The organism is Solibacillus sp. FSL W8-0474, assembly GCF_038004065.1.
Lineage (GTDB): Bacteria > Bacillota > Bacilli > Bacillales_A > Planococcaceae > Solibacillus > Solibacillus faecavium.
In genome coordinates, this window is record NZ_JBBOQJ010000001.1 from 107,878 (window position 1) to 123,229 (window position 15,352).

General features: G+C 47.3%; 5 protein-coding genes, 11 tRNA genes and 5 rRNA genes. All 21 read left to right on the forward strand.

The annotated features are described in order from the left end of the window. Positions 1–8: 8 nt before the first annotated feature. The 21 genes from folB (at position 9) to NYE67_RS00605 (ending at position 15,235) form a co-directional block, all read left to right on the forward strand. Positions 9–377: a dihydroneopterin aldolase gene (gene folB, locus NYE67_RS00505; RefSeq protein ID WP_340726624.1), complete on the forward strand. Its 369-nt coding sequence runs from the start codon at positions 9–11 to the stop codon at positions 375–377. Further along, positions 374–895: a 2-amino-4-hydroxy-6-hydroxymethyldihydropteridine diphosphokinase gene (gene folK / locus NYE67_RS00510; protein ID WP_340728877.1), complete on the forward strand. Its 522-nt coding sequence runs from the start codon at positions 374–376 to the stop codon at positions 893–895. Before folB ends, folK begins: the two co-directional genes overlap by 4 nt. Then, positions 847–1,050 carry a helix-turn-helix domain-containing protein gene (locus NYE67_RS00515; protein WP_340726626.1) on the forward strand — a complete coding sequence of 68 codons (204 nt, stop codon included), beginning with the start codon at positions 847–849 and terminating at the stop codon, positions 1,048–1,050. The genes folK and NYE67_RS00515 overlap by 49 nt, the downstream gene beginning before the upstream one ends. Before the next feature lie 22 nt (positions 1,051–1,072). Next, positions 1,073–2,086: a tRNA dihydrouridine synthase DusB gene (gene dusB / locus NYE67_RS00520; protein WP_340726627.1), complete on the forward strand. Its 1,014-nt coding sequence runs from the start codon at positions 1,073–1,075 to the stop codon at positions 2,084–2,086. A gap of 296 nt (positions 2,087–2,382) precedes the next feature. Continuing rightward, positions 2,383–3,885 carry a lysine--tRNA ligase gene (lysS, locus tag NYE67_RS00525; RefSeq protein ID WP_340726628.1) on the forward strand — a complete coding sequence of 501 codons (1,503 nt, stop codon included), beginning with the start codon at positions 2,383–2,385 and terminating at the stop codon, positions 3,883–3,885. 485 nt (positions 3,886–4,370) lie between these two features. Continuing rightward, positions 4,371–5,925: ribosomal RNA gene (locus tag NYE67_RS00530) — 16S ribosomal RNA — on the forward strand. Positions 5,926–6,212: 287 nt separating this feature from the next. After that, positions 6,213–9,141: ribosomal RNA gene (locus tag NYE67_RS00535) — 23S ribosomal RNA — on the forward strand. A 120-nt stretch (positions 9,142–9,261) separates the two neighbouring features. Then, positions 9,262–9,377 (forward strand): 5S ribosomal RNA (gene rrf, locus NYE67_RS00540). Positions 9,378–9,388: 11 nt separating this feature from the next. Next, positions 9,389–9,464, forward strand: a tRNA-Val gene (locus NYE67_RS00545). Positions 9,465–9,473: 9 nt separating this feature from the next. Beyond that, a tRNA-Thr gene (locus tag NYE67_RS00550) sits at positions 9,474–9,549 on the forward strand. Positions 9,550–9,555: 6 nt separating this feature from the next. Next, a tRNA-Lys gene (locus NYE67_RS00555) sits at positions 9,556–9,631 on the forward strand. 17 nt (positions 9,632–9,648) lie between these two features. After that, positions 9,649–9,733: transfer RNA gene (locus tag NYE67_RS00560), tRNA-Leu, on the forward strand. 45 nt (positions 9,734–9,778) lie between these two features. Next, positions 9,779–9,853: transfer RNA gene (locus NYE67_RS00565), tRNA-Gly, on the forward strand. A gap of 5 nt (positions 9,854–9,858) precedes the next feature. Next, positions 9,859–9,947: transfer RNA gene (locus tag NYE67_RS00570), tRNA-Leu, on the forward strand. 17 nt (positions 9,948–9,964) lie between these two features. Next, positions 9,965–10,041: transfer RNA gene (locus NYE67_RS00575), tRNA-Arg, on the forward strand. A 5-nt stretch (positions 10,042–10,046) separates the two neighbouring features. Beyond that, a tRNA-Pro gene (locus NYE67_RS00580) sits at positions 10,047–10,123 on the forward strand. Between the two features lie 7 nt (positions 10,124–10,130). Next, positions 10,131–10,206, forward strand: a tRNA-Ala gene (locus NYE67_RS00585). A gap of 121 nt (positions 10,207–10,327) precedes the next feature. Beyond that, a 16S ribosomal RNA gene (locus tag NYE67_RS00590) occupies positions 10,328–11,882 on the forward strand. Between the two features lie 97 nt (positions 11,883–11,979). After that, positions 11,980–12,056, forward strand: a tRNA-Ile gene (locus tag NYE67_RS00595). 34 nt (positions 12,057–12,090) lie between these two features. Next, positions 12,091–12,166 (forward strand) — tRNA-Ala (locus NYE67_RS00600). A gap of 140 nt (positions 12,167–12,306) precedes the next feature. Then, positions 12,307–15,235 (forward strand): 23S ribosomal RNA (locus NYE67_RS00605). Together the 16S, 23S and 5S rRNA genes with 11 tRNA genes alongside form the textbook arrangement of a ribosomal RNA operon. The last annotated feature ends 117 nt before the right edge of the window (positions 15,236–15,352 follow it).

Sequence of the window (15,352 nt, forward strand, 5' to 3'; positions counted from 1 at the left end):
AGATTGTAATGGATTATATTCATTTAAGAGAGATGCAGTTTTTTGGTTATCATGGTGTGTTGCCGGAAGAAAACGTATTAGGTCAACGCTTTCGTGCCAATGTATCGCTTGCTGTTGATATGAAGCGTGCCGGTGAAACAGATGAGCTGGATGACACTGTAAGCTATGTAGGAGTTTATGATATATGTAAAGAAGTATTGGAAGGTAAACCGTATAAATTAATTGAGGCGGTTGCCGAAACGATTGCTACACGCATTTTAACACAATACGAAGGACAAATTTTCGGTTGTCGTGTGGAAGTGATTAAGCCTGATCCTCCAATTCCAGGTCATTATAAAGAAGTCGCAGTTGAAATTGTACGAGGGCAATTTATATGACAACAGCCTATTTATCCATTGGAACAAATATCGGGGAACGTGAGCAAAACCTGCAAGACGCAGTAAAGCTGCTCCTTTCACATAAGGAAATAACAGTTACAGCCATTTCTTCAATCTATGAGACAGCAGCGGTCGGATTTACGGAACAGGCAGATTTTTTAAATATTGCGGTCGCCGTTGAAACAAGCCTAAATGCTTTTGAGCTGCTTGCACAATGTCAAAAGATCGAGAATGATTTAGGGCGTGTACGCGAATTCCGATGGGGTCCCCGAATTATAGATCTTGATATTTTGTTATACAATAATGAAAAATATGAAACAGAAAATTTAATTGTCCCACATCCTCGCATGTTCGAACGTGCGTTTGTATTAGTGCCGCTTGAGGAGATTATGACGCAAAAATGTGGTATGCTAGTATCCGTGCAAAAAGCACTACTAGCACTCGACATAGAGAAAGAGGGCGTCAAGCTGTGGAAGAAAATCGCTACGGTCGAAGAATTCGTGCCTTTCGAAAGCTAAAACGTATTCAGCAAACCGAATTTGCAAAACAGATTAGTATGTCTGTTACGATTTTGGGACGTATTGAACGAGGCGAAAAAATCCCCTCTGAAGAACAGTTCCAAAAAATCGCGGATGTATTACAAATAGATATTCAAGAATTAAAAGGTGAATAACCTAGTGCGGGGGGAACAACAGGTGTCAAACATTGACCAAAAGCCTTTCCAAATTGGTGATATTATAATGGATAATCGTGTCGTACTTGCCCCGATGGCAGGGATTTGTAACTCGGCTTTCCGTTTAACAGTGAAAGAGTTTGGTGCAGGTTTAGTATATGCGGAAATGATTAGTGACAAAGCATTAAATATTCGCAATAAAAAAACGTTGGATATGCTTTATATTGATGAACGCGAAAATCCAATGACACTACAAATTTTTGGTGGAGACAAAGAAAATTTAGTAGAAGCAGCAAAATTCGTAGATAAAAATACAACAGCGGATATTATCGATATTAATATGGGCTGCCCCGTTAATAAAATTATTAAATGCGAAGCTGGCGCGAAATGGTTGCTAGATCCGAATAAAATTTATGAAATGGTTTCGGCTGTAGTGGATGCAGTTGATAAGCCAGTTTCAGTAAAAATGCGTATTGGATGGGACGATGAGCGTGTATTTGCTGTTGAAAATGCACAAGCAGCAGAACGTGCAGGAGCAGCAGCGATTGCAATGCATGGGCGGACTCGTGTTCAAATGTATGAAGGTAAAGCAAACTGGGACGTCTTGGCAGAAGTGAAGAAAAATATTAATATCCCATTCATTGCTAATGGAGACGTGGAAACACCAGCAGATGCAAAACGGATTCTGGATCATACGAAGGCCGATGCAGTCATGATTGGTCGCGCAGCATTAGGAAATCCATGGATGATGTACCAAACGGTAAAATATTTAGAATCGGGTGAATTAATGCCGGAACCGTCTGTGCGTGAGAAAATGGATGTATGTCTGTTGCACTTTGAACGACTTAAAGCATTAAAAGGTGAAAAAGTTGCTGTTCGTGAAATGAGAAAACATGCTTCGTGGTATTTAAAAGGAATTCGCGGTAACGGAAAAATCCGTAACGCCATTAATTTAGCGGAGACTGAGCAAGAGCTACGTGCACTTCTTAATAATGTTGTAGAAGAACGCGATGAAGATGAATTAGTGTTAGCTTAAGTCAGAGATCCATAATATTATTAATAGGTGGGGCTATGTTAAAAGTGAATAAACTTTTAACATAGCCTTTCTTTTTTATAAGTAAGTACTATGTAATCTATTCTAGTGTTACGCTGCGCAAGGGACTAGCTTTGGAATGACTTTCCAGTATCTCGCTATCTAGATACTGCCATTCACTTAACAGAATTATTAAACATTTCTAATTAATTCGAAACAGGTGAATCACAAAACGAAATACTGTACAATAGAAACATTATGGACTATTGTGCCGTTTTGGAGCGCAAAAACATTAAGGAGTGAAATACGTGTCAAATATCGAAGAATTAAACGACCAACTTTTGGTGAGACGCCAGAAGATGACTGATATTCGCGAAAACGGTATGGACCCATTCGGTAGCCGTTTTGAGCGCACACATTTATCAAATGAAGTAGTTGCAGAAAACGATCAATTTGATAAAGAACAATTAGAAGAAAACCCTCGCGAAGTTGTAATCGCAGGACGTATCATGACTAAGCGCGGTAAAGGTAAAGCTGGTTTTGCGCATATCCAAGACTTAGCAGGTCAAATCCAAATTTATGTACGTAAAGATGCAATCGGTGAAGAAGCTTACGAATTATTTAATAAAGCAGACCTTGGTGATATTGTAGGGGTAAAAGGAAACGTATTCCGCACACAAGTAGGAGAACTTTCTGTTAAAGCAACGGAATTCACGTTCCTAACTAAAGCATTACGCCCACTACCTGATAAATTCCACGGGTTAACAGATGTAGAACAACGTTACCGTCAACGTTATGTAGACTTAATGACGAATGAAGAGTCAAAGGCAACTTTCATTTTACGTTCTAAAATTATCCGTGCAATCCGTAACTACTTAGATAACAACGGTTATTTAGAAGTAGAAACACCAATGTTGCACACAATTGCTGGTGGAGCAGCGGCTCGTCCGTTCATTACACACCACAACGCATTAGATATGGAACTTTATATGCGTATTGCAATTGAGCTACATTTAAAACGTTTAATTGTTGGTGGTTTAGAAAAAGTATATGAAATCGGTCGTGTATTCCGTAACGAAGGAATTTCAACTCGTCACAACCCAGAATTTACGATGATTGAATTATATGAAGCATATGCAGATTACAATGATATTATGGACTTAACGGAAAACCTTATCGCACACGTAGCTAAGGAAGTTCTAGGTTCTACGTCTGTACAATACGGCGAAGATACAATTGAACTAGGTGTTGGCTGGAAACGTGTTCACATGGTAGATGCAGTTAAAGAGGCAACAGGTGTAGACTTCTGGGCTCCAATGACTGTCGAAGAGGCACGCAAACATGCTGCTGAACACGGTGTAGAAATTAAAGATTCCCACGAAGTAGGGCATATTATTAATGAATTCTTCGAGCAAAAAATCGAAGAAACATTAGTTCAACCAACATTTGTTACGGGTCACCCTGTGGAAATTTCTCCATTAGCGAAGAAAAACTCTGAAGACCCACGCTTTACAGATCGTTTTGAGTTATTCATCGTTCGTCGTGAACATGCAAATGCCTTCACGGAATTGAATGATCCTATCGATCAACGTGAGCGTTTTGAAGCACAAATGGCAGAAAAAGAAGCGGGTAATGACGAAGCGCACGAAATGGATAACGACTTCATTGAAGCATTAGAATTCGGTATGCCGCCAACTGGTGGTTTAGGTATCGGTATCGACCGTTTAGTTATGTTATTAACAAACTCTCCATCTATCCGTGACGTACTATTATTCCCAACAATGCGCCACACAACGAAATAAGCCTTTAAAGAGTCATGCAATATTATTTGCATGGCTCTTTACTTCTATATAAGTAGGAACAACAATTACCTCTCTCTTATTGAAAAGGGTAGGAGGACCATGTATATTTAACGAATTAAAAACTTTGAAAATAAATTTCGAAAAACTATTGCAATATAGTTTGCAAGGTGATATATTATTACTTGTCGCTGAAACGCGTCACACACTTTTAAAAAAACTTCTTTACTTATCAACTTCAGAGTGATAAAGTATAAAAGTTGCCGATTTGAAAGATTGAATGTTTCTTAAAACTTTTTTAAAAAAGTTATTGACATTCAAAACGAAAGTTGGTAAGATATAAGAGTTGTCATAAAGGGCAGCGCAATGAACCTTGAAAACTGAACAAGCAACGTTAATGAAACAAGCTTCTTAAATGAAGCAAACAATAGATTTTAACTTTTAATTAAGTTGAATCGCTAGCAAAGCAAATGAGCTTTCAAACTACTTTTATGGAGAGTTTGATCCTGGCTCAGGACGAACGCTGGCGGCGTGCCTAATACATGCAAGTCGAGCGGACGATGAGAGAAGCTTGCTTCTCTCTGATTTAGCGGCGGACGGGTGAGTAACACGTGGGTAACCTACCTTATAGATTGGGATAACTCCGGGAAACCGGGGCTAATACCGAATAACACTTTTAAACACATGTTTGAAAGTTGAAAGACGGTTTCGGCTGTCACTATAAGATGGACCCGCGGCGCATTAGCTAGTTGGTGAGGTAACGGCTCACCAAGGCAACGATGCGTAGCCGACCTGAGAGGGTGATCGGCCACACTGGGACTGAGACACGGCCCAGACTCCTACGGGAGGCAGCAGTAGGGAATCTTCCACAATGGACGAAAGTCTGATGGAGCAACGCCGCGTGAGTGAAGAAGGATTTCGGTTCGTAAAACTCTGTTGCAAGGGAAGAACAAGTAGCGTAGTAACTGGCGCTACCTTGACGGTACCTTGTTAGAAAGCCACGGCTAACTACGTGCCAGCAGCCGCGGTAATACGTAGGTGGCAAGCGTTGTCCGGAATTATTGGGCGTAAAGCGCGCGCAGGTGGTTCCTTAAGTCTGATGTGAAAGCCCCCGGCTCAACCGGGGAGGGTCATTGGAAACTGGGGAACTTGAGTGCAGAAGAGGATAGTGGAATTCCAAGTGTAGCGGTGAAATGCGTAGAGATTTGGAGGAACACCAGTGGCGAAGGCGACTGTCTGGTCTGTAACTGACACTGAGGCGCGAAAGCGTGGGGAGCAAACAGGATTAGATACCCTGGTAGTCCACGCCGTAAACGATGAGTGCTAAGTGTTGGGGGGTTTCCGCCCCTCAGTGCTGCAGCTAACGCATTAAGCACTCCGCCTGGGGAGTACGGTCGCAAGACTGAAACTCAAAGGAATTGACGGGGGCCCGCACAAGCGGTGGAGCATGTGGTTTAATTCGAAGCAACGCGAAGAACCTTACCAGGTCTTGACATCCCGGTGACCACTATGGAGACATAGTTTCCCCTTCGGGGGCAACGGTGACAGGTGGTGCATGGTTGTCGTCAGCTCGTGTCGTGAGATGTTGGGTTAAGTCCCGCAACGAGCGCAACCCTTATTCTTAGTTGCCATCATTCAGTTGGGCACTCTAAGGAGACTGCCGGTGATAAACCGGAGGAAGGTGGGGATGACGTCAAATCATCATGCCCCTTATGACCTGGGCTACACACGTGCTACAATGGACGATACAAACGGTTGCCAACCCGCGAGGGGGAGCTAATCCGATAAAATCGTTCTCAGTTCGGATTGTAGGCTGCAACTCGCCTACATGAAGCCGGAATCGCTAGTAATCGCGGATCAGCATGCCGCGGTGAATACGTTCCCGGGCCTTGTACACACCGCCCGTCACACCACGAGAGTTTGTAACACCCGAAGTCGGTGAGGTAACCTTTATGGAGCCAGCCGCCGAAGGTGGGATAGATGATTGGGGTGAAGTCGTAACAAGGTAGCCGTATCGGAAGGTGCGGCTGGATCACCTCCTTTCTAAGGATTATTTCGGAATCATTCCCTCGGGGAATGAAACATTAACGTTTGCTGTTCAGTTTTGAAGGTTCATTCTTAATTGAATGGAATACTTCAAAACACTTGCTCCTGCGGTTACTCGTCGCAAATATGCGAAGAAGTAAAACAGGAAGCATATTTGTTCTTTGAAAACTGGATAAAACGACATTGAAAGCAATAAATCAAATTTCTATTTTATAGATTTTTAAACAAGTCAAGCAATTGACGTGTAAACTTAAATCTTAGATTTTATCTAAGTGTTAACTTTTGGTTAAGTTAATAAGGGCGCACGGTGGATGCCTTGGCACTAGGAGTCGATGAAGGACGGCACTAACACCGATATGCCTCGGGGAGCTGTAAGTAAGCTTTGATCCGGGGATTTCCGAATGGGGGAACCCACTATCTTTAATCGGATAGTATCTACACGTGAATACATAGCGTGATGAGGACAGACGCAGGGAACTGAAACATCTAAGTACCTGCAGGAACAGAAAGAAAATTCGATTCCCTGAGTAGCGGCGAGCGAAACGGGAAGAGCCCAAACCAAAGAGCTTGCTCTTTGGGGTTGTAGGACACTCTATACGGAGTTACAAAAGAATGAGTTAGACGAAGCGACTTGGAAAGGTCCGCGAAACAAGGTAAAAGCCCTGTAGTCAAAAGTTCATTCCCTCCAGAGTGTATCCTGAGTACGGCGGAACACGTGAAATTCCGTCGGAATCCGGGAGGACCATCTCCCAAGGCTAAATACTACCTAGTGACCGATAGTGAACCAGTACCGTGAGGGAAAGGTGAAAAGCACCCCGGAAGGGGAGTGAAATAGATCCTGAAACCGTGTGCCTACAAGTAGTTAGAGCCCGTTAATGGGTGATAGCGTGCCTTTTGTAGAATGAACCGGCGAGTTACGATTACGTGCGAGGTTAAGTTGAGAAGACGGAGCCGCAGCGAAAGCGAGTCTGAATAGGGCGAATTAGTACGTGGTCGTAGACCCGAAACCAGGTGATCTACCCATGTCCAGGGTGAAGGTGAGGTAACACTCACTGGAGGCCCGAACCCACGCACGTTGAAAAGTGCGGGGATGAGGTGTGGGTAGCGGAGAAATTCCAATCGAACCTGGAGATAGCTGGTTCTCTCCGAAATAGCTTTAGGGCTAGCCTCGTGATTGAGAATACCGGAGGTAGAGCACTGTTTGGACTAGGGGGGCATCTCGCTTTACCGAATTCAGACAAACTCCGAATGCCGGATATTTATACACGGGAGTCAGACTGCGAGTGATAAGATCCGTAGTCAAGAGGGAAACAGCCCAGACCACCAGCTAAGGTCCCCAAGTAATCGTTAAGTGGAAAAGGATGTGGCGTTGCTTAGACAACCAGGATGTTGGCTTAGAAGCAGCCATCATTTAAAGAGTGCGTAATAGCTCACTGGTCGAGTGACGCTGCGCCGAAAATGTATCGGGGCTAAACGATTCACCGAAGCTGTGGATGCATACTTTGAGTATGCGTGGTAGGAGAGCGTTCTAATAGCGTTGAAGTCAGACCGGAAGGACTGGTGGAGCGATTAGAAGTGAGAATGCCGGTATGAGTAGCGAAACATGGGTGAGAATCCCATGCACCGTATGACTAAGGTTTCCTGAGGAAGGCTCGTCCGCTCAGGGTTAGTCGGGACCTAAGCCGAGGCCGATAGGCGTAGGCGATGGACAACAGGTTGATATTCCTGTACCACCTCCTCACCGTTTGAGAAATGGGGGGACGCAGTAGGATAGGGTAAGCACGCCGTTGGTTGCGCGTGTTCAAGCAGTAAGGCGTGTATGTAGGCAAATCCGCATACTATAACGTTGAGCTGTGATGACGAGCTCTTATGAGCGAAGTTCCTGATTTCACACTGCCAAGAAAAGCCTCTATCGAGGTGAGAGGTGCCCGTACCGCAAACCGACACAGGTAGTCGAGGAGAGAATCCTAAGGTGTGCGAGAGAACTCTCGTTAAGGAACTCGGCAAAATGACCCCGTAACTTCGGGAGAAGGGGTGCTTCTTTGGGTGCATAGCCTAGAGAAGCCGCAGTGAATAGGCCCAGGCGACTGTTTAGCAAAAACACAGGTCTCTGCAAAACCGTAAGGTGACGTATAGGGGCTGACGCCTGCCCGGTGCTGGAAGGTTAAGAGGAGCGGTTAGCGCAAGCGAAGCTGTGAATTGAAGCCCCAGTAAACGGCGGCCGTAACTATAACGGTCCTAAGGTAGCGAAATTCCTTGTCGGGTAAGTTCCGACCCGCACGAAAGGCGTAACGATCTGGGCACTGTCTCAACGAGAGACTCGGTGAAATTATAGTACCTGTGAAGATGCAGGTTACCCGCGACAGGACGGAAAGACCCCGTGGAGCTTTACTGTAGCCTGATATTGAATTTTGGTACAACTTGTACAGGATAGGTAGGAGCCAGAGATCCCGGAGCGCCAGCTTCGGAGGAGGCGTCGGTGGGATACTACCCTGGTTGTATTGAACTTCTAACCCATGCCCCTTAGCGGGGTAGGAGACAGTGTCAGGCGGACAGTTTGACTGGGGCGGTCGCCTCCTAAAGAGTAACGGAGGCGCCCAAAGGTTCCCTCAGAATGGTTGGAAATCATTCGAAGAGTGTAAAGGCATAAGGGAGCTTGACTGCGAGACCTACAAGTCGAGCAGGGTCGAAAGACGGGCTTAGTGATCCGGTGGTTCCGCATGGAAGGGCCATCGCTCAACGGATAAAAGCTACCCCGGGGATAACAGGCTTATCTCCCCCAAGAGTCCACATCGACGGGGAGGTTTGGCACCTCGATGTCGGCTCATCGCATCCTGGGGCTGTAGTCGGTCCCAAGGGTTGGGCTGTTCGCCCATTAAAGCGGTACGCGAGCTGGGTTCAGAACGTCGTGAGACAGTTCGGTCCCTATCCGTCGTGGGCGTAGGAAATTTGAGAGGAGCTGTCCTTAGTACGAGAGGACCGGGATGGACACACCGCTGGTGTACCAGTTGTCTTGCCAAAGGCATCGCTGGGTAGCTATGTGTGGACGGGATAAGTGCTGAAAGCATCTAAGCATGAAGCCCCCCTCAAGATGAGATTTCCCATTACGCAAGTAAGTAAGACCCCTGAAAGACGATCAGGTAGATAGGTTCGAGGTGGAAGTGCGGTGACGCATGTAGCTGACGAATACTAATCGGTCGAGGACTTAACCACATTTTATTGCACAAATTCAATGAAACGTTTATCCAGTTTTGAAAGAACGATAAATTATAAAAAATGCTTGACCTTCGAGTAAAGTATGATATAATGAATCTTGTCTTTTAAACAAAATAGTCTAGTGATGATGGCAAAGAGGTCACACCCGTTCCCATACCGAACACGGAAGTTAAGCTCTTTAGCGCCGATGGTAGTTGGGGGCTTCCCCCTGTGAGAGTAGGACGTCGCTAGGCTTTTATACCCAGGAGGATTAGCTCAGCTGGGAGAGCACCTGCCTTACAAGCAGGGGGTCGGCGGTTCGAGCCCGTCATCCTCCACCATTTCTAAATGCCGGTGTAGCTCAGTTGGTAGAGCAACTGACTTGTAATCAGTAGGTCGAGGGTTCGACTCCTTTCGCCGGCACCATTTAGAGAGCCATTAGCTCAGTTGGTAGAGCATCTGACTTTTAATCAGAGGGTCGAAGGTTCGAGTCCTTCATGGCTCACCAGTTTTATATTGTCTGCTGCGGGTGTGGCGGAATTGGCAGACGCACTAGACTTAGGATCTAGCGCCGCAAGGCGTGGGGGTTCGACTCCCTTCACCCGCACCATTTTAATTTCAAATACTGTCAGAGTAAAAATATCTTATGCATTTTGCGGAAGTAGTTCAGTGGTAGAACACCACCTTGCCAAGGTGGGGGTCGCGAGTTCGAACCTCGTCTTCCGCTCCAAAAATGCCGGGGTGGCGGAACTGGCAGACGCACAGGACTTAAAATCCTGCGGTGAGTGATCACCGTGCCGGTTCGATTCCGGCCCTCGGCACCATCTTTACTTTATATTTTGCGCCCGTAGCTCAATTGGATAGAGCGTCTGACTACGGATCAGAAGGTTGTGGGTTCGACTCCTGCCGGGCGCGCCATATTTCGGAATGTAGCTCAGCTTGGTAGAGCACTTGGTTTGGGACCAAGGGGTCGTAGGTTCGAATCCTGTCATTCCGACCATTATTTAGGGGCCTTAGCTCAGCTGGGAGAGCGCCTGCCTTGCACGCAGGAGGTCAGCGGTTCGATCCCGCTAGGCTCCACCATGAACCTTGAAAACTGAACAAGCAACGTTAATGAAACAAGCTTCTTAAATGAAGCAAACAATAGATTTCAACTTTTAATTAAGTTGAATCGCTAGCAAAGCAAATGAGCTTTCAAACTACTTTTATGGAGAGTTTGATCCTGGCTCAGGACGAACGCTGGCGGCGTGCCTAATACATGCAAGTCGAGCGGATGATGAGAGAAGCTTGCTTCTCTCTGATTTAGCGGCGGACGGGTGAGTAACACGTGGGTAACCTACCTTATAGATTGGGATAACTCCGGGAAACCGGGGCTAATACCGAATAATACTTTTAAACACATGTTTGAAAGTTGAAAGACGGTTTCGGCTGTCACTATAAGATGGACCCGCGGCGCATTAGCTAGTTGGTGAGGTAACGGCTCACCAAGGCAACGATGCGTAGCCGACCTGAGAGGGTGATCGGCCACACTGGGACTGAGACACGGCCCAGACTCCTACGGGAGGCAGCAGTAGGGAATCTTCCACAATGGACGAAAGTCTGATGGAGCAACGCCGCGTGAGTGAAGAAGGATTTCGGTTCGTAAAACTCTGTTGCAAGGGAAGAACAAGTAGCGTAGTAACTGGCGCTACCTTGACGGTACCTTGTTAGAAAGCCACGGCTAACTACGTGCCAGCAGCCGCGGTAATACGTAGGTGGCAAGCGTTGTCCGGAATTATTGGGCGTAAAGCGCGCGCAGGTGGTTCCTTAAGTCTGATGTGAAAGCCCCCGGCTCAACCGGGGAGGGTCATTGGAAACTGGGGAACTTGAGTGCAGAAGAGGATAGTGGAATTCCAAGTGTAGCGGTGAAATGCGTAGAGATTTGGAGGAACACCAGTGGCGAAGGCGACTGTCTGGTCTGTAACTGACACTGAGGCGCGAAAGCGTGGGGAGCAAACAGGATTAGATACCCTGGTAGTCCACGCCGTAAACGATGAGTGCTAAGTGTTGGGGGGTTTCCGCCCCTCAGTGCTGCAGCTAACGCATTAAGCACTCCGCCTGGGGAGTACGGTCGCAAGACTGAAACTCAAAGGAATTGACGGGGGCCCGCACAAGCGGTGGAGCATGTGGTTTAATTCGAAGCAACGCGAAGAACCTTACCAGGTCTTGACATCCCGGTGACCACTATGGAGACATAGTTTCCCCTTCGGGGGCAACGGTGACAGGTGGTGCATGGTTGTCGTCAGCTCGTGTCGTGAGATGTTGGGTTAAGTCCCGCAACGAGCGCAACCCTTATTCTTAGTTGCCATCATTCAGTTGGGCACTCTAAGGAGACTGCCGGTGATAAACCGGAGGAAGGTGGGGATGACGTCAAATCATCATGCCCCTTATGACCTGGGCTACACACGTGCTACAATGGACGATACAAACGGTTGCCAACCCGCGAGGGGGAGCTAATCCGATAAAATCGTTCTCAGTTCGGATTGTAGGCTGCAACTCGCCTACATGAAGCCGGAATCGCTAGTAATCGCGGATCAGCATGCCGCGGTGAATACGTTCCCGGGCCTTGTACACACCGCCCGTCACACCACGAGAGTTTGTAACACCCGAAGTCGGTGAGGTAACCTTTATGGAGCCAGCCGCCGAAGGTGGGATAGATGATTGGGGTGAAGTCGTAACAAGGTAGCCGTATCGGAAGGTGCGGCTGGATCACCTCCTTTCTAAGGATTATTTCGGAATCATTCTCATGGAGAATGAAACATTAACGGTTGCTGTTCAGTTTTGAAGGTTTATGAATGAATTTTATAACTTCTAAGAGGGCCTATAGCTCAGCTGGTTAGAGCGCACGCCTGATAAGCGTGAGGTCGATGGTTCGAGTCCATTTAGGCCCACCATATAAATTCTTTATATACCTCTTAATAAAACATTGGGGCCTTAGCTCAGCTGGGAGAGCGCCTGCCTTGCACGCAGGAGGTCAGCGGTTCGATCCCGCTAGGCTCCACCAATTTTATTTTTTCGTTCTTTGAAAACTGGATAAAACGACATTGATAGCAATAAAACAAATTTCTATTTTATAGAAATGTAACAAGTCAAGCAATTGACGTGTAAACTTAAATCTTGGATTTTATCCAAGTGTTAACTTTTGGTTAAGTTAATAAGGGCGCACGGTGGATGCCTTGGCACTAGGAGTCGATGAAGGACGGCACTAACACCGATATGCCTCGGGGAGCTGTAAGTAAGCTTTGATCCGGGGATTTCCGAATGGGGGAACCCACTATCTTTAATCGGATAGTATCTACACGTGAATACATAGCGTGATGAGGACAGACGCAGGGAACTGAAACATCTAAGTACCTGCAGGAACAGAAAGAAAATTCGATTCCCTGAGTAGCGGCGAGCGAAACGGGAAGAGCCCAAACCAAAGAGCTTGCTCTTTGGGGTTGTAGGACACTCTATACGGAGTTACAAAAGAATGAGTTAGACGAAGCGACTTGGAAAGGTCCGCGAAACAAGGTAAAAGCCCTGTAGTCAAAAGTTCATTCCCTCCAGAGTGTATCCTGAGTACGGCGGAACACGTGAAATTCCGTCGGAATCCGGGAGGACCATCTCCCAAGGCTAAATACTACCTAGTGACCGATAGTGAACCAGTACCGTGAGGGAAAGGTGAAAAGCACCCCGGAAGGGGAGTGAAATAGATCCTGAAACCGTGTGCCTACAAGTAGTTAGAGCCCGTTAATGGGTGATAGCGTGCCTTTTGTAGAATGAACCGGCGAGTTACGATTACGTGCGAGGTTAAGTTGAGAAGACGGAGCCGCAGCGAAAGCGAGTCTGAATAGGGCGAATTAGTACGTGGTCGTAGACCCGAAACCAGGTGATCTACCCATGTCCAGGGTGAAGGTGAGGTAACACTCACTGGAGGCCCGAACCCACGCACGTTGAAAAGTGCGGGGATGAGGTGTGGGTAGCGGAGAAATTCCAATCGAACCTGGAGATAGCTGGTTCTCTCCGAAATAGCTTTAGGGCTAGCCTCGTGATTGAGAATACCGGAGGTAGAGCACTGTTTGGACTAGGGGGGCATCTCGCTTTACCGAATTCAGACAAACTCCGAATGCCGGATATTTATACACGGGAGTCAGACTGCGAGTGATAAGATCCGTAGTCAAGAGGGAAACAGCCCAGACCACCAGCTAAGGTCCCCAAGTAATCGTTAAGTGGAAAAGGATGTGGCGTTGCTTAGACAACCAGGATGTTGGCTTAGAAGCAGCCATCATTTAAAGAGTGCGTAATAGCTCACTGGTCGAGTGACGCTGCGCCGAAAATGTATCGGGGCTAAACGATTCACCGAAGCTGTGGATGCATACTTTGAGTATGCGTGGTAGGAGAGCGTTCTAATAGCGTTGAAGTCAGACCGGAAGGACTGGTGGAGCGATTAGAAGTGAGAATGCCGGTATGAGTAGCGAAACATGGGTGAGAATCCCATGCACCGTATGACTAAGGTTTCCTGAGGAAGGCTCGTCCGCTCAGGGTTAGTCGGGACCTAAGCCGAGGCCGATAGGCGTAGGCGATGGACAACAGGTTGATATTCCTGTACCACCTCCTCACCGTTTGAGAAATGGGGGGACGCAGTAGGATAGGGTAAGCACGCCGTTGGTTGCGCGTGTTCAAGCAGTAAGGCGTGTATGTAGGCAAATCCGCATACTATAACGTTGAGCTGTGATGACGAGCTCTTTAGAGCGAAGTTCCTGATTTCACACTGCCAAGAAAAGCCTCTATCGAGGTGAGAGGTGCCCGTACCGCAAACCGACACAGGTAGTCGAGGAGAGAATCCTAAGGTGTGCGAGAGAACTCTCGTTAAGGAACTCGGCAAAATGACCCCGTAACTTCGGGAGAAGGGGTGCTTCTTTGGGTGCATAGCCTAGAGAAGCCGCAGTGAATAGGCCCAGGCGACTGTTTAGCAAAAACACAGGTCTCTGCAAAACCGTAAGGTGACGTATAGGGGCTGACGCCTGCCCGGTGCTGGAAGGTTAAGAGGAGCGGTTAGCGCAAGCGAAGCTGTGAATTGAAGCCCCAGTAAACGGCGGCCGTAACTATAACGGTCCTAAGGTAGCGAAATTCCTTGTCGGGTAAGTTCCGACCCGCACGAAAGGCGTAACGATCTGGGCACTGTCTCAACGAGAGACTCGGTGAAATTATAGTACCTGTGAAGATGCAGGTTACCCGCGACAGGACGGAAAGACCCCGTGGAGCTTTACTGTAGCCTGATATTGAATTTTGGTACAACTTGTACAGGATAGGTAGGAGCCAGAGATCCCGGAGCGCCAGCTTCGGAGGAGGCGTCGGTGGGATACTACCCTGGTTGTATTGAACTTCTAACCCATGCCCCTTAGCGGGGTAGGAGACAGTGTCAGGCGGACAGTTTGACTGGGGCGGTCGCCTCCTAAAGAGTAACGGAGGCGCCCAAAGGTTCCCTCAGAATGGTTGGAAATCATTCGAAGAGTGTAAAGGCATAAGGGAGCTTGACTGCGAGACCTACAAGTCGAGCAGGGTCGAAAGACGGGCTTAGTGATCCGGTGGTTCCGCATGGAAGGGCCATCGCTCAACGGATAAAAGCTACCCCGGGGATAACAGGCTTATCTCCCCCAAGAGTCCACATCGACGGGGAGGTTTGGCACCTCGATGTCGGCTCATCGCATCCTGGGGCTGTAGTCGGTCCCAAGGGTTGGGCTGTTCGCCCATTAAAGCGGTACGCGAGCTGGGTTCAGAACGTCGTGAGACAGTTCGGTCCCTATCCGTCGTGGGCGTAGGAAATTTGAGAGGAGCTGTCCTTAGTACGAGAGGACCGGGATGGACACACCGCTGGTGTACCAGTTGTCTTGCCAAAGGCATCGCTGGGTAGCTATGTGTGGACGGGATAAGTGCTGAAAGCATCTAAGCATGAAGCCCCCCTCAAGATGAGATTTCCCATTACGCAAGTAAGTAAGACCCCTGAAAGACGATCAGGTAGATAGGTTCGAGGTGGAAGTGCGGTGACGCATGTAGCTGACGAATACTAATCGGTCGAGGACTTAACCACATTTTATTGCACAAATTCAATGAACCGTTTATCCAGTTTTGAAAGAATGAATATTTTTTCTAAGGGTTTCAAGACACAAGCTAGTCGAGGAAACGACTGAGTGATTGAAGGAGCGTA